Raw genomic sequence first — 17559 nt, 5'->3', positions numbered from 1 at the left:
CAATTTCCCCGACACACGCGTAACACATGGTCATTGTCCCTTCGGCTTGAGGAATCTGAATATTATCCGGGCGACGCGCTGTCCGACGTCTACCGCGAAGATCGTGGCCGGGATCAGCGGAGCCAAACCGGGACTTGACGGCGGAATGGGCTGAATTGCAGTGAACGGTCCAGGTGCAGTGCCAATCGTCGTTTGTGTCTGGGACGGATTGACATATCCGGGCATCGATTGCTCGCTGCGGTCGCCGAAGTTTCTGAAGGCGGTGCCACCCCTCTGGCAAGTGCCTCTGTCGGGGCTCTTTGCGACGATCGAATCCGCACACCCTGTGTTCGAGGCGATCTCGGATGAAGCGACGACATCAAGCCGCGGTCACTCAGTCCGCCTGTCCGTTTGGTTGAACAAAAACAAGCAAACACTGTTCCTCGCTGGTGACCGCATGATCGACGGTGACCGATACCTGGCGCCGCAACATGACCTGCCACCGATCGACCCGTCCCGCCTTACCGCCATCAATTGGGACGGCGTCAACTTCCGCGTCGAATCGCAGACCTCACAACGCAAACCGGAGTCAATCCAGGCATTCATGTCCTCCTACCTGCGTGCGGAGGAACAGTTCGACGTTCTCATCGACGATGACCGCTCTGGTGAAGCATCCGACCTCGTAGGACTGCAGGTCGACCGGTCTGAACTTGTTGTGACGCTGGTGCATTGCAAATATTCGTCCGCAGTCATTCCAGGTGCCCGGCTGGCTGACTTGTACGAGGTATGCCTGGTGTAGCGACGTGCCGATAGGTGTGAGTTCGCGTGGCCCGCGAGTGATATTTCGTGTGAAGACATCGGTTCCGGGCTCTTTGCCAAGGTAGGTGTATTTGGGTGGATCGGACCCGAACATCGCGGCAGTGACGCGATCGAGCTTGTTGTGGGCGCTGTCGCGAATTCGCAGAGTCATAGTGCTGCAATCTTTTCGCCGGCGAGTGCGAGATGGAGCCTGCTGCTTCCGTCAGTAGAACGGTTTCTGGCTTCGGCCACCCCATCAGTGACGCCGCATCGGCTCGTGCGAGTGCAATCGTTGCGGCACAACACGATGCATGCGTGTCGTGTGTGACGGCAGGGATCATTCTCGAAGAACTGGCCGACGGTAGCGCTCAGCGGGTTCGGGACGTAGTCAGGCGCTGACAGGATCCAGGAGGCCGGCAAGCCGTCCGGCAATCAGTGCTTCGGACTCTGCGACAATACGTTCCACCAATTCACCCACTGTGGGGATGTCGTGAATCAATCCCTGCACAGTCCCAGCCGTCCAGATGCCAGCCTCCGGGTCGCCGCGGTCGAACACCGCTCTGCCCCGCGCACCGGCAACAAGATGTCGAACGTCTTCGAATTTGCCACCACTGGAGAGAATTTCGACAACTTCTCGGCTGATGCTGTTGCGCGCTACGCGAGCGGTATTGCGTAATGACCTGAAAATCAGTTCCGTGTCCACCTCAGAGGCAGCAACTATCGCCTCTTTGATGTTGCGGTGAATCGGAGACTCCTCGGTGCACATGAACCGGGTACCCATGTTGATGCCGTCGGCGCCGAGCGCGAGGGCCGCCACTAATCCTCGCCCATCGGAAAATCCGCCGGACGCGATCATGGGAATGCTGATCCGCTCTGCTGCTGCAGCGATGAGAACGAGACCCGGTACGTCGTCTTCCCCTGGATGCCCGGCACATTCGAACCCGTCGATGCTGATGCTGTCGACACCGAGGGCCTGGGCTTTGACCGCGTGGCGGACGCTGGTGCACTTGTGGAGAACCTTGATGCCTGCGCCGTGAAAGTGCGGCAGATGGGGCGCGGGAGACGATCCAGCTGTCTCGACGACTTTCACTCCGCAGTCGATGATCACGTTGCGATACTCATCGTAGGGCGGAGGTGTGATCGTCGGGAGGATTGTGAGGTTGACCCCGAAAGGTTGATCGGTGAGCTCGCGCGTTCGGGATATTTCTCGGGCAAGATCGTCAGGTGTCGGCTGTGTCAGGGCAGTGAGCATGCCGAGCGCGCCGGCGTTTGCAACTGCCGCTACGAGTTCTGCTCTCCCCACCCATTGCATGCCGCCCTGCACGATTGGGTGGCGAACTCCGAATGTCTCGGTAAATGCGGTGGTCAGCACTGGACATCTCCTCGATGGTGCATGGCTATCTGTTTGTCAGTTACGTTGGTGCAAAGTCAATTTCGACCCGAACGGCGCATTCAGCGCGTCGATGTTGTCCACTCGTTCAAGGCCGGAACCTGTGAAAGTTCAGTTCGTGCCATCGGAGGTTCGGCGCGATAGGGCATGGCAGGCGTCAAATACTGTTCGCCATGTTCGTTGGTGCCGGGGATGAAGGTACGGTTCGCAACCACGTCGTCGGCGCGGATCACCTGGTCGTAGTCACGCACAAGTGCGGCAACCACTCCGGCCGCAGTGAGATGCTCTACCGCCTCAGCGGCGCTACGGTGGCACAGCTGCTTCTCGATCGTGGCGACGAGGTCAACACGGTTTTCCACACGCAGCGCGTTGGTGGTGAACCTCGGGTCGTCGGCCAACTCGGGTAGGTCGATCGCCTTGCACAGTTCGATCCATGCGCGCGGTTGGTATCCGCTGATCACCAGCTCGCCGTCGGCGGCGCGAAAGACGTCTGCCGCCGGTGCGACGCTTGGTTGTCCGTTCCCTTTGCGACTCATGGGCTTTCCGGATACCTGCCACTCGATCCAGTTGGCGGTCTGCAAGTGGATTGCGACGTCCAGCAGGGAGACTCGGACGGACGATCCTTTGCCGGTGCGCTCACGTCGAAGTAGCGCTGCCAGTGCCGCCTGCGCGACGACATAGCTCGTTGCATGGTCTATGACCGGTGCGCCCACACGTTGTGGCGGGCTATCCGCCTCACCCGTCACCGACATCAGTCCGCTCTCTGCTTGCGCAGCGATGTCGAGCCCCGCGCGGGTGGCGGACGGGCCTTCCGCCCCGTACCCGCTCACCGAGACGGCGATGATTTCCGGTCGCAGGAGTTGGAGTTCGGCAGAGGAGAATCCCAATCGATCAAGGGTTCCCGGACGCAAATTGTGCAGCAAGATGTCGCTCGATGCGATCAGATCCCGAGCTCGCTGCAGATCGGCGGAGTCTTTGAGGTCGAGGCAGATTGAACGCTTTCCACGGTTGTACCCGTAGAAGATGCCGCGCGCGTAGTCGGCGTCGATTTGTCGGGCCGGTTCACCACCTGGAGGCTCGAGCTTGATGACCTCGGCGCCGAGATCGGACAACTGCTGCCCGGCGCTGGGTATTGCGATCAGTTGACCGATCTCCACTACTCGGACACCTGCCAACGGCAGGTCTACTTCGTCGGTCATCGAATGATCTCCACATGAGGCGAAGTGACATCCTCAGCGGGCTCCAGGCAGCGCGCCAACAAGATGCCTTCGGTGTGGTTGCAGGGGTTCAGTCGGTTTCTGTCGCCTTCTACTCCCCCGATTCGGATCGTCACGGTTCCATCGTCATTGCGCTCGAAGTGTGCGTCGTTGAGGTTGACGGTGTGGTCGCGGTACTCGAAGGACTCGAACCAGTGGTTGTACAGCATCACTCCGAAGTAGGTGCAGTCGGGGATGGTGAATGTAATGTCTACGGCAGTAGCGTCTTTCAGTGACCACCAGCCGGCAACGTATTGGTTGGAGCTGGTGCCGTAGAAGTCTCCCCACCCTCGCTGCTCCGAGGTCACGCGAATTTCGTTGGGAGACTGACTGAGTGTTTCGATGAGCTGAAGGCTGCGTCGAAGGCTCACGTCCATGCCACGAGCAAGTTTCGTGAGGCGCTGGGCCAGCCACGCCGTGTCGAGATCGGGGCGTGCACCAGGCGGCGGACCGAGGCGCTCGATGTGGAGAACAGGATCGATCTCCGCGCTCCGCGTCTTGTGGTACACACGCACTACTACGTCGAAGCAGCGCTCGTCCAGCCGAATACCGTTGCGCCCCTCAAGTTCTTGTGCGATGAAGATCTCGAAGTTGCCGTCGGCGTCGCACACCTTGTCGTCGATGACGATGTTGTCGGCGACCCGGTCGGTCCCAGACGCGCCGACACGATTGGCGAGAACGGCGACGTAGGGCACTGTGCCACGGTTACCGTGAATACGGTATGTCTCGTTGGGGTCGATCATCGCAGTCCAGTAGTCGACGTCGATGCCGTCTCCCCAGAACTTTCGCATCGGTGACATCAGGGTGAAGAGTTCAGGCCGGAGTACGTCTTGGCGCTCGATGTTCATCTCGGCGAGGTATCCGAACAGACGAAGTGCGTGCCGTACACCTTCGGCGCTGTCCAGCGGCGATCCGGTAGCGGCAGCGGTCGAACCGAATGTCGCAAGACTGTCGGTGACTGCAGACCAAGCCTCGGTGAGCTGCCGGCGATCGTGCTGGGACTCGGATTGTGTTGACTGGTCAGCGAGTTGTGTCATCTTTTCTTCTCTTTCGTAGTAGACGAACTGGATTGTGTATGGGGGCGTTGGTCAGCAGAGGGGGTCGAAAGGAACGTCTGCGTCGGACTTGCCCGAGGTCTGGTTGTTCACCCATCTGACGTTCTGGGTCCATCGGTCGGCCGAAATCTGCACAGGCCAGAGGCTCTTCTGCGAAGCCCACACCTGGTTGGCTTTGTCAGCAGGAACATTCATTCGCTCGGTGAGAAGTTGAGCTCCTGCTTGCTCGTTCGCAGGATCGGCTATCCACCCTGCTGCGGCCTCGAGCGCCGCACACACGGGGCCAGCAGCATCGGATTCAGCGAATGTGGCTGTCGTGACGAGCACCGTGCCCAGGCCGTATGAACTCACGCCGTCAGAGCCCACCGGGTCTACTTCTGTAATCGCCGTCATCGGTATTCCTTGAGCATCGAATACGGCCTGGCTGGCAGCGGTGAGAATAGCGGCATCTATGTCGCCCTTTCGTGCGAGTGGTATCTGACTCGCGGTGGGCGCCGCTGCGATGAATTGCACCGTGGAGGCGTCGATGTTTCGTTCTGCGAGAAGCTGATTGACGAACTGTTCGGCCGCGCCGCCACGTGACGGTATGGCGATCCGCTTGCCGGGCAAATCCTCGATGGTGGTGATGCCGCTGTCTTTCGTCACGGCGATGGCAAGATCGATCGACCCGTACGGGGGCAGTGGCCGCAGACTCTGCCCTTGCTCTATGGCCGGCACGACGGTTCCGGGTGCACCGACCGCGAGATCGGTTGTACCGCCGATGAGACCGCTGATGAGTTCGGGCCCGTTCTTTCCGTCGATGAGCTCGACGTGGAGGCCTTCCTCGTCGAACATTCCTTGTTGGACAGCGACGTAGACAGGCAGGGACAAAGCACTCGCAGGGTAGACCCCGATGGCGACGCTACCGTCGTTCGGACGCCCTCCCCCTCCACACGCGGAAAGCAGTAGGGCCGCTGCAATGACTGTGCCGACAAAAGGTCGAAGTTTCATGGGATTCCTGTTCCTTGATGGCTGGGCGCATCAGAAATCAAGCTGAGTTGGCTGGGCACATCAGTGGTCGAGCTGACCACGCAGCCGGTTGAAGATTTCGATGTATCGAGTTTCGGCGGTGAGGGTTTCGAGTTCGCGGGGGCGTTCGATGTCAATGCTGACGTCGTCGATCACCCGGCCGGCCCCGAGCAGCAGAACGCGGTCGGAGAGACAGATGGCTTCGCCGAGGTCGTGGGTTACGAAGATGACCGTCCGGCCTACCTGGGATTGCCAAAGCTCGAGGAATTCTCGCTGTACTTCGACTCGGGTTTGCGCATCGAGGGCGGCAAAGGGTTCGTCCATCAACAAGATGTCCGGATCCAGTGCCCACGTTCGGGCCAACGCGACACGCTGGCGCATCCCTTGGGAGAGTTGCCAAGTCCACAGCCGTGACGCCTCGGACATTTGAACGGCCGCAAGCCAGCGCGCGGATTGAGTTCGTCTCTCCGCCTTGGGTACTCCTCTCAACTCGAGGCCGTACTCGACGTTCTTCCGCGCTGTTCGCCACGGGAACAGGGCATCTCGGGCCATCATGAAGCCCATCCGGGAGCGAGCGTCGAATGGTGTTGTGCCGAGGACCTCGGTCTTCCCTTCTGTCGCGTCCACCAATCCAGCGAGCGCGTTGAGCAGGGTGGTCTTTCCGCAACCACTCCTGCCGACCAGGCTGACGAACTGTCCGCGAGGGATGGTGAGGTCGAGATTGTCGACCACAGTTTTCGCCGACCCGTCGGGCGAGGGGAAGGATATCGTCAGTCCGTCGAGTTGGACTGCGGGTGTAATCACGTTGGTATCCATGATGATTCCTGTCATCGTCGAGCCGGGGGCTGCCACCGAAGGAGGTAGCGCTCGGCGAAGTTCATGGCCTGGTTGAGGACGACTGCGACGATTGCGAGAAGTATGAGGATCGCGTAGACCGCTTCCATCCGGAACTGGGCCGAGTAGATCGACACAAGCTGACCCAGTCCGTCCCGTGACGAGATCAGTTCCGAACCGACAACGCCAAGTAGCGAATAGATCAGCCCCAACCGAAGACCGGCAAAAATGCCAGGTGTTGCGACGGGGAGGAGAATGTGCCAGAACACCTGTGTCTTACTGGCATTCAGGACAGTGGAAAGTCGGAGCCATTCGTCGTCCACCGACTTCACACCGGCTCGTGCACTCGAGCAGACGATGAAGAAGACGAGTGTGAACGCGAGAGCGACCTTCGCCGTCATCGTGATCCCGAAGATGACGATAAGCAGAGGCGCCAGCGCAAGACGTGGCATGGCATTCGCGGCATCCAGAAACGGACTCATTATGCGTTCGAGGGTCGGAAGGAGTCCGAGAGAGAGCCCTACCGCCACCCCGACTGCGCTGGCGAGGATCCACGCGATCACGACGGCAGTCATCGTGGCACGCAAGTTCGTCGAAATCTCACCTGACTGCACCGCCGCGGTGAAGTAGTTCCAGGCCTCGCCTGGCGTTTTGGCCAGAACTGGCTCGATCCAACCTTGCGATGCGACGAGCTGCCACGCTCCGAGTAGGACCAAAAGCAGCGCGACCTGGGCCAGTCGTACCCTGATGGTGAGTTGCGTACCGGATCGACGCTGTCGAGCGGGCTTCGGCTCAGAGCGCGCCCGCCTCACGGAACGGGGTGACGTAGCACCGGATGGCGAACTTGCGGTGATGGTTTCGGTCATTTCGGCGCCTCCTCCGTAGTGCTCGCAGGCGGCGATAGGTGCTCGACAAAAGCAGACGGGTGCCTCTGGTCGAAGCTCCCAGGGTTGTTGCTCACTGCGTTCATATGTGAAGCAGATCACGGGATTCTTCTTCCCGTCTACGGCACATTCGAGAGGTATGCCATAGGGTTTCCCTATGTCTGACGGGCGCAAAATCGGGCGCGCGCGAGGACTGCCAGGAGAAGGGAACCCCGAATGGACCGGCGTCATCTGGAATACTTTCTCGCCCTTGCTGATCGGGGCAGCATTTCCGCTGCGGCTCGCGGACTGGGGGTCAGCCAGCCGACGATCTCGGAGGCTCTGGCCAGGATGGAGAAAGAGTGCGGCCTGACGCTCGTCCGCCGTGGCTCGCGGGGAGTCACCCTGACCGACGCTGGTCGCGATCTCACAGGTCCGGCGGCCCAAGTACTTCGGGCATACCGGGATTTGGATCACGCTTTGCATCCATTGAACGTCGTGCAGCGGGGTCGGCTGACGGTCGTGTGTCCGCGAACACTGGCGCGTGATCCAGCGGCCACGGCCCTGGGTGCGTTCAAAAGCAAGTTTCCGAACGTTGCGGTGACGATGCTCAGCAACGACACCGACGGAATCGGAACGGTGGTCGCCTCGGGTCAGGCTGATATCGGCCTCGGGGTGGACGAGGTGTTCGACGAGGGTGTTGAACGTATCCTTCTCGGCCGGCAACAAATCGTTGCGCTGGTGCCCGCCGCACGAAGTGAAGGCGAGGGGGTAGCGGCGTTGACGGATCTGTTGCGAATCGGATTGATCACCAGCCCGCGTGACGATGTCACTCGGCGACTGTTGGCGGAACGCCTGGGCGAAGGCACTGTTGACGAGGCGGTGGTTGCGGAGACTATCTCTGTGGCCTCGATGATCCCACTTGTACGCGCGGGAGTCGGCGTCGCCTTCCTTCCCGAATCTGTCGCCGATACAGTCGGAGAAGGTGTGGTGCTGTGTCGTACTCGGCCCCCGCTCACTCGTGATATCTGGATGTTCCACGGTTCGACGCCATCGCCTGCGGCACAAGCGTTTATCGAGACGACCAGCCGATTACGTGACGAAGGTGCAATGGGGAACGCCGGATGAGCAAGTTCGGAGAGTCCGCCACCCCGCGAATCGATCCGCGGCAGCTACAAGACTTCCTTGCCGTCGTCGAACACGGCAGTATCACGGCGGCAGCGGCAAATCAGTTCACGGGATCATCGAGCGTCTCTCAATCAATTGCGCGGCTCGAAAGACGCGTCGGAGGACGGCTTTTCAATCGAGGCCGGACCGGCGCGACGCTGACTGCGCGCGGACGGAATCTCATCGATCCAGCACGCGAAGCGCTGGCCGCGCTCGACCGATTAGTGGTCGAGCGCGAGTTCTTACTGTCAGCAGTCCCCCACCTCAGTGTTGCCACGACAGCGAGCCTTGCGGACGATCCCGCAGCGGTACTGCTCGGAGCGCTGCGCACGGAGGTGCCGAACCTGAGGATCACCATCTCGGATCCGCCTGGGTCGTCCGTGGCCGATGCGATTCACCCGGTCATGGCAGGCACCGCTGACGTGGCAATAATGGAGTCGCTGCCCACCGGTGTTCCCGGGACGCGCACGGTGCGCCTTCCGGACCACAAGTTGCGGCTCGTCTGCCCGCCCGGTACCCCGCCACCGGTGGACGGGGTATTCATCGGCGAAGATCTCATGCGCATCGGCTTGGTTGTCGCACCACGGTTCGAAACTTCCGATGTCTATCGCCATCTGCGGTCGATCGAACCGCGAATCGACCACGCATTCGTGATGAGGTCACAGCACCGCGATGCCTTCGCGGATTTCGCGTACGAAGGGATCGGTGCTGTCATCCTCGAACTCTCCAGTGCCGAGCGAGCATCCGAACGCGGGTGCACTGTGGGCGAGATATTCGAACTGCCCCCACGGAAGATCGCAGCCGTGGCAAGGGACGGCCCGAACACGCAGATCGTCGAACATTTCCTACGGCTGTGTGCCGAGCAATCCGCGCGGAAGCCGTAGGCCGAGGCGATCTCGACCTTGCGCTCTGGGTATTCGCGTCGGCCGGGCGTCCACCGAGAACGATGATTTTGTCCACAGACACAACACTTCTGGGATAGTCCGTCTCCTGAAACAAAGCCGACGGGTTGCCTTCCCGTGAATATGTAATACACGTCACTCCGGATCAACTTCGAAAGGTTGACTTTCATGCGAAAGTCTCTGAAACATTTCGTGAATGCTGCAGCGGCGGTTGCGTTGTGCGCGACGCTAGGACTCACGGGCGCAACCGGAACAGCGGCTGCCGATGCGCCCGGCATCCCGAGCGTCGGGCACGATTGGGCGAGTGCAGGGCCGTACACCCCGAACGTCTCGATCGGGCTGGTGCACACTCTGTACTACCCGCGCCAGCTCGGCGCGCGCGGCGAGAAGCACCCTGTTGTGATCTGGGGGAACGGGACCGGTGTGCTCCCCGGTGCGTACACCTCTTTGTTGCGCCACTACGCCAGCCACGGATTCATCGTGGTCGCCGCCAATACCCCGGCAAGCAACTTCGCCATCACCATGCGGTCGGGAATCGACCTCATCGCGGACAAGGCGGCCAGCCCGTCGAGCGTCTTCTTCGGCAAAGTCGACCTGGAACACATTGGTGCGGTGGGGCACTCGCAGGGCGGGTCTGCGGCGATCAACGCGGCGATCGACGACCGCGTCGACACCGCCGTCGCGATCCAACCAGGCCCGCTCAATGATGTCGATCTCATCGACGAGCCGGTTCTCTATCTGGCCGGCCAGGCCGACGCAATCGTTTGGCCGGCGATCGTGCGGGCGATGTACGAGGACGCCGACCACGTGCCTGCCGAGCATCTGGAACTGCGCGGCGCCACGCACTTCGGTACGGCGATCACCGGTGGCGATATGCGCGGGCCGAGCACGGCGTGGCTGCGGTACTGGCTACTCGACGATCCGAACGCCCGCACCGAGTTCTTCGGAGCGAGCTGTGGATACTGCACTGACACCCAGCAGTTCTCCGATTTCGACCGCAACGATCTGGCCATGCAGATCCCGGGGTGACGGTCAGATCCGGAGTTGTCGAAGACGAACAGCCTTCCAATCAGGTCGGCGGAGTCGCGAAGCTCAGATGACGACGTAGCCGTACATTCGTTCGCCCTGAGCCACAGCTCTGGTCGCTAGTTCGGCGAAGGCGGTCAGGAACGGCACTGAGTCCTCCGACGGTTCACTCGTCTCGTCGATTGCCCAGGCCGCCGCAGCGGCGGCGACACCGTCAGCGTTCAATTCCGCTAGTGCATCGCGTAATTCGTCGGTAACCGTGAGCACGAGGGTGTCGCCGTCGTCGCTCATTGCGACGAGTTTCCCGCAGCGTGGACCTTTTGCTACCTCGTCGTAGGGGCGAGCGGTGAGGGCTGCCTCCAGTCGGCCGAGCGCGACAACTGGATCGACGCCTTTCGCCTGCAGAACTGGAGTCCCACTCGCAGCCAACTGGATCCGCGGGCGAGAAGCTGCGTTCGCCTCCATCACCTCTGGTTCCAAGTCGACGAGTCCCTCGAGGGCAGAGGTGGCATGCTCATCCGTGCGCGCGGTGAAGTAGTCGGCGATCGCAGACATGGCGCGATCATCTCACACACGATGCATCTCAACGCCCCGGACTCCTTCCGCGACTTACTGATCGACGTCAGGAGGGACAGGTGTGTGCTTCCTCGATTGCTTTCGCGAAAGCGCGAAGTCGTGGGCTTTCGAGATCGGTACGCCACACGAGACCCAAAGCAGATTCGGGTAATCCGTTGATCGGTACGAATGTGATGTCCGAGCGCTGGCTGTATGCAGCGGTTGCAGCGCAGAGGATGAGGCCGACCTGACTGAATGCGACCTGCGACAGGCCTTCCTGAACGGTGCTCGCCCCACCCTGCGTGGGAATCGTGGCTCCGCCCGGCGTCGTGCTCGGGGAATTCACACTCTGCCAATAGTCGGGGGCGGGGCCGGTGATGGGTACGAGACAGATCTGCGCCAACTGCTCGGCGTCGATCACGCCCAGTTCACTGAACGGGTGATGGACTGAGACAGCCAGGGTCTGGGGCTGTCGAGAAAAGACGAGCCCGGTTGTCAGCTCGGGCTCATCTACGGGGAGAAGTGCCACTGCCGCATCGATTCGCCCGGCGAGTACATCACTGAACGGATCACCCAGGGGTAATTCTTTGATGGTCACGCAAGTTTGCGGATGTTGTATCTCGAAACGAGAGACAGCAGCCGCGATCGAATCGTAAATTGCTCCTTGGAAACCCACCCGAAGCGGCGTCGGCATGTTGCGTGCTCTTGACTGAGCGTCCTCGATTACTCCGACAAGCGCACGATGCGCGGGAGCTAACGACGCAAGAAATTCGGCACCGAATTCAGTCAGGTGCACGCGGCGACTGGTGCGCGCTACCAGGCTGGTGCCGATACGGCGCTCCAACCCGCTGATCAGCTGACTGACTCGGCCCTGGGAGATGAACAGTCGTTCGCCGGTGCGACCGAAGTGCAGTTCTTCAGCGAGAACGAGGAAGCACTCGATCTCACGCATCGGGGGCTCCGACATTTTCACTCCGACCTGGACTCATTCGACCACTCCATCATGGCTCATCGATGAATTGAGCTAATGGTTGGATGAGCGATTCGCCGTTGATCCATCGCCGTGCAGGAGCTTCTCTGGTTACATGCCCCACTCCGCATCTGTACAGAACAGCCCTGCGTCCACGTCCTCAACCCACGCACACACCATTGAGAACCACTGGGCTGCGGTCGCGCTGATCGCAGCGTCCACCTTCATCGTTGTCGCGGCAGAGATGATGCCGGTCGGGCTACTCACCCCGATCGGTGCTGACCTGGTGGAAAGCGAAGGGACCATCGGGCTCTCACTGGCCATTACCGGATTGGTGGCAGCGGCCACTGCCCCGTTCGTGCCCATCGTGACCCGGCGCTTCGATCGTCGGTCGACGCTCATCGTCTTGATGCTGTTAGTCGCAGCGGCGAACGCCCTCACGGCCCTTGCTCCGAGCTTCGTTGTCCTCGCTGTGGCTCGCGTCCTTCTAGGCGTGAGCATGGGTGGAGTCTGGGCGCTCGCCGCAAGCCTGGCTCCCAGGTTGGTGGAGACCAGATCCGTCGGGTTGGCGACCACGATCATCTTCAGCGGAATCGCGGTCGCCTCAGTTCTCGGTGTCCCCGCGGGGACGTATATCGGAGCAGCGGCCGGGTGGAGCGTGGCATTCTGGACTCTCAGCTGCGCCGCGACGCTGATCGCGCTCGCCATGTTCGCTGTCCTACCCACGATGCCAGCTGATCGGGCCTTGTCGCTCGGGAGTCTCGTGGCGGCCTTTCGGAACCCAGGAGTCCGGGTCGGATTCGCGATTACTGCGCTCATCGTCACCGCTCATTTCGCGGCGTACACCTATGTGCGTCCGGGGCTGGAGTTCTTCGCAGGGTTGAGCCCTGCACAGATCGGCACGATGCTCTTGATCTACGGGGTTCTGGGCGTCGTCGGCAACTTCATCGCCGGGCCATCTGCAGCCAAGTCTCCGAAGACTGTGGTCGTCATCCTCAGCGCGGGAGTAGCGGTCACACTCGCCCTGTTTCCGATCTCGGCTACCACCTTGATCGCAGCTGCTCTGCTCATGGCGGCTTGGGGCCTCTTCTACGGTGGTGTATCGGTGAGTACTCAAACATGGATCGCACAAGCAGCTCCCGTTCACCGCGAGGCCGCTTCTGCTCTGTGGGTTGCAGTCTTCAATGCAAGCATCGCGCTCGGCGCGTTCGCGGGTGGACGCATTCACGACCACTCCGGTTCCGAAACGGTCTTCTGGACAGCCGCGGGAATCGCCACTCTCGCAATGCTGCTCGCCACATTCCGCAATCCCGTCGTGGCAAAGCATGAACTGACAACCTAGCCGCCTACACAAAACCTTCATAGAGGCAGGACAACAGATATGCACCAGACACCCGTTTCGACATTCATGGATGTGACCGAGATGCTCGAACGCTACCGGGACAAATCGCTTTCTCCGGTGGAAGTGCTCGAGTCCACCATCGAACGTATCGAGGCGCTCAACCCAACCTTGAACGCAGTGGGACACACTTTCTTCGCTACTGCACGAGCACAAGCGAAGTCAGCGGAACGCCACTACGCCCGCGGCTCGGATGTCAGCCTTCCGCTCGCCGGTGTTCCCGTTGTGGTGAAAGAGGATGAAGCGGTACAAGGCCAACCTTGGACTCAAGGGTCCAAGGTCTATGAGGATGTGATCGCCACTCACACTTCGACTTTCGTGCAGAGAATCATCGACGCCGGTGCCATCGTCCATGCGCGATCGACGGCGCCCGAATTCTCCTCGGCCGCGTTCACACAGTCCGAGTTGTGGGGCGTCACTCGCAATCCGTGGAACACGAAATACTCCTCCGGCGGGTCTTCCGGTGGATCGGCAGTCGCACTTGCCACGGGGATGACGCACTTGGCTACCGGTTCCGATGTCGCAGGATCGATCCGAACTCCGTCGTCTCTCAACGGAATTGTCGGGTTCAAGCCACCGCATGGCCGTGTCCCCGTTGATCCGCCCTTCAATCTCGATCGCTACTGCCACTGCGGTCCGATGGCGCGCACCGTAAGTGATTGCCTCACAATGCAGTCGGTCATCGCGGGACCGACCTCCACTGACATTGCCTCGAGTGTACCGGCATCGCAGTTACCTACCTTCGCAACGCGTTCGTGCGCGGGAATGCGTATTGCCGTGATTCCCGCATTAGGTGACTGGCCGGTTGATTCGGACGTCGCCGAGAACACGGCGAAGTTGGTGGACACCCTCACCGCTCTGGGCGCACGCGCGGAGATCATCGAAGTCGACCTGTCCCGCGCTGCAATCATGCGTTCGGCCGCCATTCACTACGACCACGTGTTCGGTGCTTCGATCTCTGCCGAAGTGTCCGCGCACCCCGGCAAGGTCACGGAGTACGCGAAGGAATTCGCCCGGTGGGCACGCCGCACCCGTGGTGACGCGACTTTCCTCGACGGACTCGCGATCGAAGCCGAACTGTATTCATCGGTCGGATCCCTTTTCGATACCTATGACGCGTTGATCACTCCGGCAGTGGCGACGGACGGCTTTCTTGCCGGCGACGACTACGTCGAACACGGAATCAATGTGGCTGGAACAGAATTGGAGTTCTACCTCGAGGCTGTGCCGGCCATCACCTTCAACATCCTGAGTAGCTGCCCGGTGCTGACAATCCCCACCGGTTTCGCTCGGAACGGAATCCCCACGGGCACACAGATAGTTACGCGACCGTACGACGACCAGACGGCCTTCGCGATAGGCCTCGCCTTCGAGAAGGTCCTGCCTTATCCCGGCAATCACCCGGATTGTCGTGCCTTCTCGAGAGAATTTCGGGCAGGCGGGTGAATCACGCCACGCAGAATTCGTTGCCCTCGGGATCGGCCATGATCACATGGTGACCCTCGAATCTTTCCAATTCTGATGCGCCCGCGCGTAGTAGCCGTTCGACCTCGCGAAGGATTGTCGCCCACTTCTGAGTCGGGGTTCCGTCTCCGGATACCCGGAGATCGAGATGTAATCGGTTCTTGGCCACCTTGGATTCAGGAACCTGTAGGAGGCAGAGTCGAGGAGCCACTCCGAGCGGGTGGTGCAACCAAGCGCCGCCCATCCCGTCGTCTTCGTCGTCGAAAGTGGCAAGCCACTCCTCGCGAGTCGAAAAAGGCTGCGGTGGTGGCTCATCGACGTATCCAGCGGCTATCTTCCAAAACGTAGCCAAACGGTCGGGGTCTGTGCAATCCATCGTCAGATCGACTCGAGTGAGCATCTGTCGATGATAACGCCCAAGAATGCAGTCCTGATCCAGGCAAGAAATGTTCGCTCGTTCGCCAGAGTGAATCGATAGTCAGGCTCGTTCTCACCAGGCCTGTCCGAATCCGCCAACGAACTCCCTCGAGTGAACAGGAGGTCTTCGAAGTCGCTGTATGACATCTTCGGAGCGATCAGCCTTTGCTGTTCGGCGAGTTGTTGTTTCGTCGATCGAAAGTGATCGCAGGCTCAGGTGAGTGCGTCGAAGTACGCGAGCATCGCCATCTCTCGCAGCGGCATCGGCAGGGCGTCGAGCACGAGGTGAGTCTTCGTCGACGGCTTGCCGTCCTCGAAGCTGTCCATCACGATGGGCACGATGTCGGCGAAGGTCGTGTCCGCTGGAAGGGCGTGAATCTCGGCGAGGCGCTCCGCCGGAATCAAGGGATCACGAAGGCGCGCTGCGTCCAAGGCCTCTCGCATGACCTCGATGAACTCGGCCATGTAACTACCGTGCTGTTTCGCGATCGTGAAATGGATGCTCGGAGGAACGCCGGGCTGCGTCAACTGCGGCTGCATGGTCCAGTTCCGCTTCGCGAGTTCGTCGATCCAGAGGAAGAAGTCGACGCCCTCGTCCGCGTCTGGATCGGTGGTGATTGCAGCGAGTGTGGATTCGGGCTTCCCCATGATTCGCAGCCCGGGTATCGCGGCGACCCCCGCTTCCAGTTCCCGGCGAATCCGCAGACCCTCCTCGACGAGATGCATGTAGCCGTCGTCTCCGATGTGTTTGACGATCGACCATGCTGCGGCGAGCAACCCGCCTGGTTTCGAACTCATCACCGTGGAGTTGACGATCGGGTAGCCAGTCCAATTCGCGTGCGCGAAGAACTGTGGAAGACGCAGTTCGCGAGTGCGATACAGAACGAGCGAGCATCCCTTGTTCGTGTACCCGTACTTCTGGAGGTCGACGGTGATCGAGCTGACGCCGGGAACTCTGAAGTCCCACAGCGGAATTTCGCAGCCTTGGCGTTCGGCGAACGGAAGAACCCAACCGCCGATGCAGGCATCGACGTTCAGGCGGATCCCCTGTTTCAGACAGAACTCACCGATCTCTTCGATCGGATCGATCACGCCCTGGCCGTACTGGGGGGCCGACAGAACCACGAAGATCGTGTTCTCGTCGATGGCCGCTTTGATTGCAGCGGCGTCGGCCTTGTACGTCTCCGGATCCACCGTCGTGGTTCGAGCTTCGACGCCGAGGTAGTGCGCCGCCTTCCACCATGCCGCATGGGCCGAGATCGGAAGCACCATGTTCGGTCGCGTGATGTGCTTCGCCCCGTCTCGGGCGGCCTTCGTGGCCATCATGATGCTTTCGCTGCCACCCATCGTCCAGCTGCCGGTGGCGTCGTGGGGCGCGTGCAGCATGTCGTTCGCGGCGCGGACCAACTCCTTCTCCAGCGCATAGACGCTCGGAAACGTCGATGAGTAAAGGGGATTCACATGTATGTACATTCCGAAGGCGTCCGTTGCGACCTTTTCGACGGTGTCGAGACCAGTGTTGTACATGTTGACCATGCCCGGGCGATCTGCGTACGGATCATCCATTCGATGCCGTTCGGCAAGATCCGCCAGCACCTGGTCGATCGGCACACCGTTTTCCAACACGTCTTGACTCCTCTTGTATGTCAACTTGATTGGGTCGTCGGCGATGTCAGGCCGAACTGATCGAAGTGGATCGTCAGCGCACCGGCGAACAATCGAACCAATACGTGAGAACCTTTCACATATGGTGAACGTGACACTCTGTCATGTCAAGCGGTGAAGGCCGTATATTCTCGTATCCATGACGGAGACTGCACGATGACGCCCGACGCCGTTCCCTCCCGTCGCCTCCCGGAACAGCAGCGCAGCAAGGCGCGCGTCGAGGCCATCTTGGACTGTGCGGCAGAGCTCATCGCGCGCGACGGAATCGATGCCATGACCATGAGTGAACTGGCATCGGCAGCAGACCTTCGGCTCCCGTCGATTTACCGGTACTTTCCGGGAAAGACCGCCATCGTGCAGACGCTGCTCGAGCGATACGAAACTCTGGTGCGTGCCAGGCTCATCGAATCGATCGCTCCCGCCGGGACGGTGCAAGACGCTCGCGAAGTCATCAGTTCCGTGGTCCGCGGTTACTGGCAGATCTTCCGCGACGACACCACGTACGCGGCGGTGTGGTCAGCCGCCGTCGCAAACCCCGATCTCGCTCGGATCGATGTGGAGAACACGCGTCAGACCAGTGCTCTCATCGCTGACGTGATCCGGGGCGTCGTGCCGGAGTCCCTGCAGTATGACGTCGATCAGCTTGTCTTCACCTGCAATCACATCGCGGGTTCGACCGTCCGGTTCGCGACCCTCGTCGATCCCGACGAAGCTGAACGCATCGTCGACATGCTGGTCGATCACATACTGCCGACTGCGCTCGGTTTGTCCGGCACCGCAAAGAGTTGATCGTCCTGCTTTCCAAGGGCTT

17 protein-coding genes and 1 pseudogene are annotated in these 17559 nt (G+C 60.7%); 7 read left to right on the top strand and 11 right to left on the bottom strand.

What is annotated here, in order from left to right:
- Positions 1 to 178 precede the first annotated feature (178 nt).
- Complete coding sequence (locus ACYP01_RS16705) at positions 179 to 778, top strand: hypothetical protein (protein ID WP_148209225.1); 600 nt, start codon at positions 179 to 181, stop codon at positions 776 to 778.
- 387 nt (positions 779 to 1165) lie between these two features.
- On the opposite strand, the gene ACYP01_RS16700 is transcribed toward ACYP01_RS16705, so the two are convergent.
- From ACYP01_RS16700 to ACYP01_RS16675, 6 genes are all read right to left on the bottom strand, one after another.
- A complete protein-coding gene (locus tag ACYP01_RS16700; RefSeq protein WP_459681287.1) occupies positions 1166 to 2149 on the bottom strand; it encodes an NAD(P)H-dependent flavin oxidoreductase in 984 nt (327 codons plus the stop codon).
- An 80-nt stretch (positions 2150 to 2229) separates the two neighbouring features.
- Positions 2230 to 3366, bottom strand: a complete 1137-nt coding sequence (locus tag ACYP01_RS16695; RefSeq protein ID WP_003942859.1) for a CaiB/BaiF CoA transferase family protein — start codon at positions 3364 to 3366, stop codon at positions 2230 to 2232.
- Entirely contained in the window at positions 3363 to 4460 is a 1098-nt protein-coding gene (locus ACYP01_RS16690) for a hypothetical protein (protein WP_322000940.1), read from the bottom strand. Before ACYP01_RS16690 ends, ACYP01_RS16695 begins: the two co-directional genes overlap by 4 nt.
- A 51-nt stretch (positions 4461 to 4511) precedes the next feature.
- On the bottom strand, positions 4512 to 5468 hold the full coding sequence (locus ACYP01_RS16685) for an ABC transporter substrate-binding protein (RefSeq protein WP_459681283.1): 957 nt from the start codon (positions 5466 to 5468) through the stop codon (positions 4512 to 4514).
- 60 nt (positions 5469 to 5528) lie between these two features.
- Positions 5529 to 6302, bottom strand: coding sequence for an ABC transporter ATP-binding protein (locus ACYP01_RS16680; RefSeq protein ID WP_459681281.1), 774 nt, complete (start codon positions 6300 to 6302; stop codon positions 5529 to 5531).
- 11 nt (positions 6303 to 6313) lie between these two features.
- A complete protein-coding gene (locus ACYP01_RS16675) occupies positions 6314 to 7186 on the bottom strand; it encodes an ABC transporter permease (protein ID WP_459681279.1) in 873 nt (290 codons plus the stop codon).
- A 234-nt stretch (positions 7187 to 7420) separates the two neighbouring features.
- Here ACYP01_RS16675 and ACYP01_RS16670 point away from each other — a divergent pair, with 234 nt between their 5' ends.
- From ACYP01_RS16670 to ACYP01_RS16660, 3 genes are all read left to right on the top strand, one after another.
- Positions 7421 to 8311 (top strand): LysR family transcriptional regulator, encoded by an 891-nt coding sequence (locus ACYP01_RS16670; protein WP_459681277.1) that lies wholly within the window; start codon positions 7421 to 7423, stop codon positions 8309 to 8311.
- Complete coding sequence (locus tag ACYP01_RS16665; RefSeq protein WP_459681275.1) at positions 8308 to 9234, top strand: LysR family transcriptional regulator; 927 nt, start codon at positions 8308 to 8310, stop codon at positions 9232 to 9234. Before ACYP01_RS16670 ends, ACYP01_RS16665 begins: the two co-directional genes overlap by 4 nt.
- 186 nt (positions 9235 to 9420) lie before the next feature.
- Positions 9421 to 10281: an alpha/beta hydrolase family protein gene (locus tag ACYP01_RS16660; protein ID WP_459681273.1), complete on the top strand. Its 861-nt coding sequence runs from the start codon at positions 9421 to 9423 to the stop codon at positions 10279 to 10281.
- Between the two features lie 63 nt (positions 10282 to 10344).
- On the opposite strand, the gene ACYP01_RS16655 is transcribed toward ACYP01_RS16660, so the two are convergent.
- Positions 10345 to 10833, bottom strand: coding sequence for a hypothetical protein (locus ACYP01_RS16655; protein WP_459681271.1), 489 nt, complete (start codon positions 10831 to 10833; stop codon positions 10345 to 10347).
- Positions 10834 to 10900: 67 nt separating this feature from the next.
- On the bottom strand, positions 10901 to 11800 hold the full coding sequence (locus tag ACYP01_RS16650) for a LysR family transcriptional regulator (RefSeq protein ID WP_459681269.1): 900 nt from the start codon (positions 11798 to 11800) through the stop codon (positions 10901 to 10903).
- A gap of 118 nt (positions 11801 to 11918) precedes the next feature.
- On the opposite strand from ACYP01_RS16650, the gene ACYP01_RS16645 reads away from it, so the two are divergent.
- Positions 11919 to 13145, top strand: a complete 1227-nt coding sequence (locus tag ACYP01_RS16645) for an MFS transporter (RefSeq protein ID WP_459681267.1) — start codon at positions 11919 to 11921, stop codon at positions 13143 to 13145.
- Between the two features lie 39 nt (positions 13146 to 13184).
- Entirely contained in the window at positions 13185 to 14648 is a 1464-nt protein-coding gene (locus tag ACYP01_RS16640) for an amidase (protein ID WP_459681264.1), read from the top strand.
- Between the two features lies 1 nt (position 14649).
- Here the strand turns inward: ACYP01_RS16640 and ACYP01_RS16635 are convergent, their stop codons facing one another.
- The 3 genes and pseudogenes from ACYP01_RS16635 to ACYP01_RS16625 all read right to left on the bottom strand — a co-directional run bounded on the left by ACYP01_RS16635 (position 14650) and on the right by ACYP01_RS16625 (position 16709).
- On the bottom strand, positions 14650 to 15066 hold the full coding sequence (locus ACYP01_RS16635) for a VOC family protein (protein ID WP_003943122.1): 417 nt from the start codon (positions 15064 to 15066) through the stop codon (positions 14650 to 14652).
- Positions 15067 to 15089: 23 nt separating this feature from the next.
- Positions 15090 to 15230 (bottom strand): annotated as a pseudogene (locus ACYP01_RS16630) (YidH family protein); the annotation flags it as partial.
- A 66-nt stretch (positions 15231 to 15296) separates the two neighbouring features.
- Positions 15297 to 16709 carry a pyridoxal phosphate-dependent decarboxylase family protein gene (locus tag ACYP01_RS16625; RefSeq protein ID WP_459681261.1) on the bottom strand — a complete coding sequence of 471 codons (1413 nt, stop codon included), beginning with the start codon at positions 16707 to 16709 and terminating at the stop codon, positions 15297 to 15299.
- 195 nt (positions 16710 to 16904) lie between these two features.
- Between ACYP01_RS16625 and ACYP01_RS16620 the strand changes: the two genes are divergently transcribed.
- Positions 16905 to 17537 (top strand): TetR/AcrR family transcriptional regulator, encoded by a 633-nt coding sequence (locus ACYP01_RS16620; protein WP_459681259.1) that lies wholly within the window; start codon positions 16905 to 16907, stop codon positions 17535 to 17537.
- Positions 17538 to 17559 lie beyond the last annotated feature (22 nt).

It is taken from the genome of Rhodococcus sp. no. 34 (assembly GCF_054589475.1).
This window is presented reverse-complemented; position numbering and strand designations above follow the sequence as displayed.

What these genes read in the sequence shown, in the direction of transcription:
- ACYP01_RS16695 (WP_003942859.1), bottom strand. Translation starts at nt 3,366, where the DNA reads ATGACCGACGAAGTAGACCTGCCGTTGGCAGGTGTCCGAGTAGTGGAG.
- ACYP01_RS16690 (WP_322000940.1), bottom strand. Translation starts at nt 4,460, where the DNA reads ATGACACAACTCGCTGACCAGTCAACACAATCCGAGTCCCAGCACGAT.
- ACYP01_RS16685 (WP_459681283.1), bottom strand. Translation starts at nt 5,468, where the DNA reads ATGAAACTTCGACCTTTTGTCGGCACAGTCATTGCAGCGGCCCTACTG.
- ACYP01_RS16680 (WP_459681281.1), bottom strand. Translation starts at nt 6,302, where the DNA reads ATGGATACCAACGTGATTACACCCGCAGTCCAACTCGACGGACTGACG.
- ACYP01_RS16675 (WP_459681279.1), bottom strand. Translation starts at nt 7,186, where the DNA reads ATGACCGAAACCATCACCGCAAGTTCGCCATCCGGTGCTACGTCACCC.
- ACYP01_RS16670 (WP_459681277.1), top strand. Translation starts at nt 7,421, where the DNA reads ATGGACCGGCGTCATCTGGAATACTTTCTCGCCCTTGCTGATCGGGGC.
- ACYP01_RS16665 (WP_459681275.1), top strand. Translation starts at nt 8,308, where the DNA reads ATGAGCAAGTTCGGAGAGTCCGCCACCCCGCGAATCGATCCGCGGCAG.
- ACYP01_RS16660 (WP_459681273.1), top strand. Translation starts at nt 9,421, where the DNA reads ATGCGAAAGTCTCTGAAACATTTCGTGAATGCTGCAGCGGCGGTTGCG.
- ACYP01_RS16655 (WP_459681271.1), bottom strand. Translation starts at nt 10,833, where the DNA reads ATGTCTGCGATCGCCGACTACTTCACCGCGCGCACGGATGAGCATGCC.
- ACYP01_RS16650 (WP_459681269.1), bottom strand. Translation starts at nt 11,800, where the DNA reads ATGTCGGAGCCCCCGATGCGTGAGATCGAGTGCTTCCTCGTTCTCGCT.
- ACYP01_RS16645 (WP_459681267.1), top strand. Translation starts at nt 11,919, where the DNA reads ATGCCCCACTCCGCATCTGTACAGAACAGCCCTGCGTCCACGTCCTCA.
- ACYP01_RS16640 (WP_459681264.1), top strand. Translation starts at nt 13,185, where the DNA reads ATGCACCAGACACCCGTTTCGACATTCATGGATGTGACCGAGATGCTC.
- ACYP01_RS16635 (WP_003943122.1), bottom strand. Translation starts at nt 15,066, where the DNA reads ATGCTCACTCGAGTCGATCTGACGATGGATTGCACAGACCCCGACCGT.
- ACYP01_RS16620 (WP_459681259.1), top strand. Translation starts at nt 16,905, where the DNA reads ATGACGCCCGACGCCGTTCCCTCCCGTCGCCTCCCGGAACAGCAGCGC.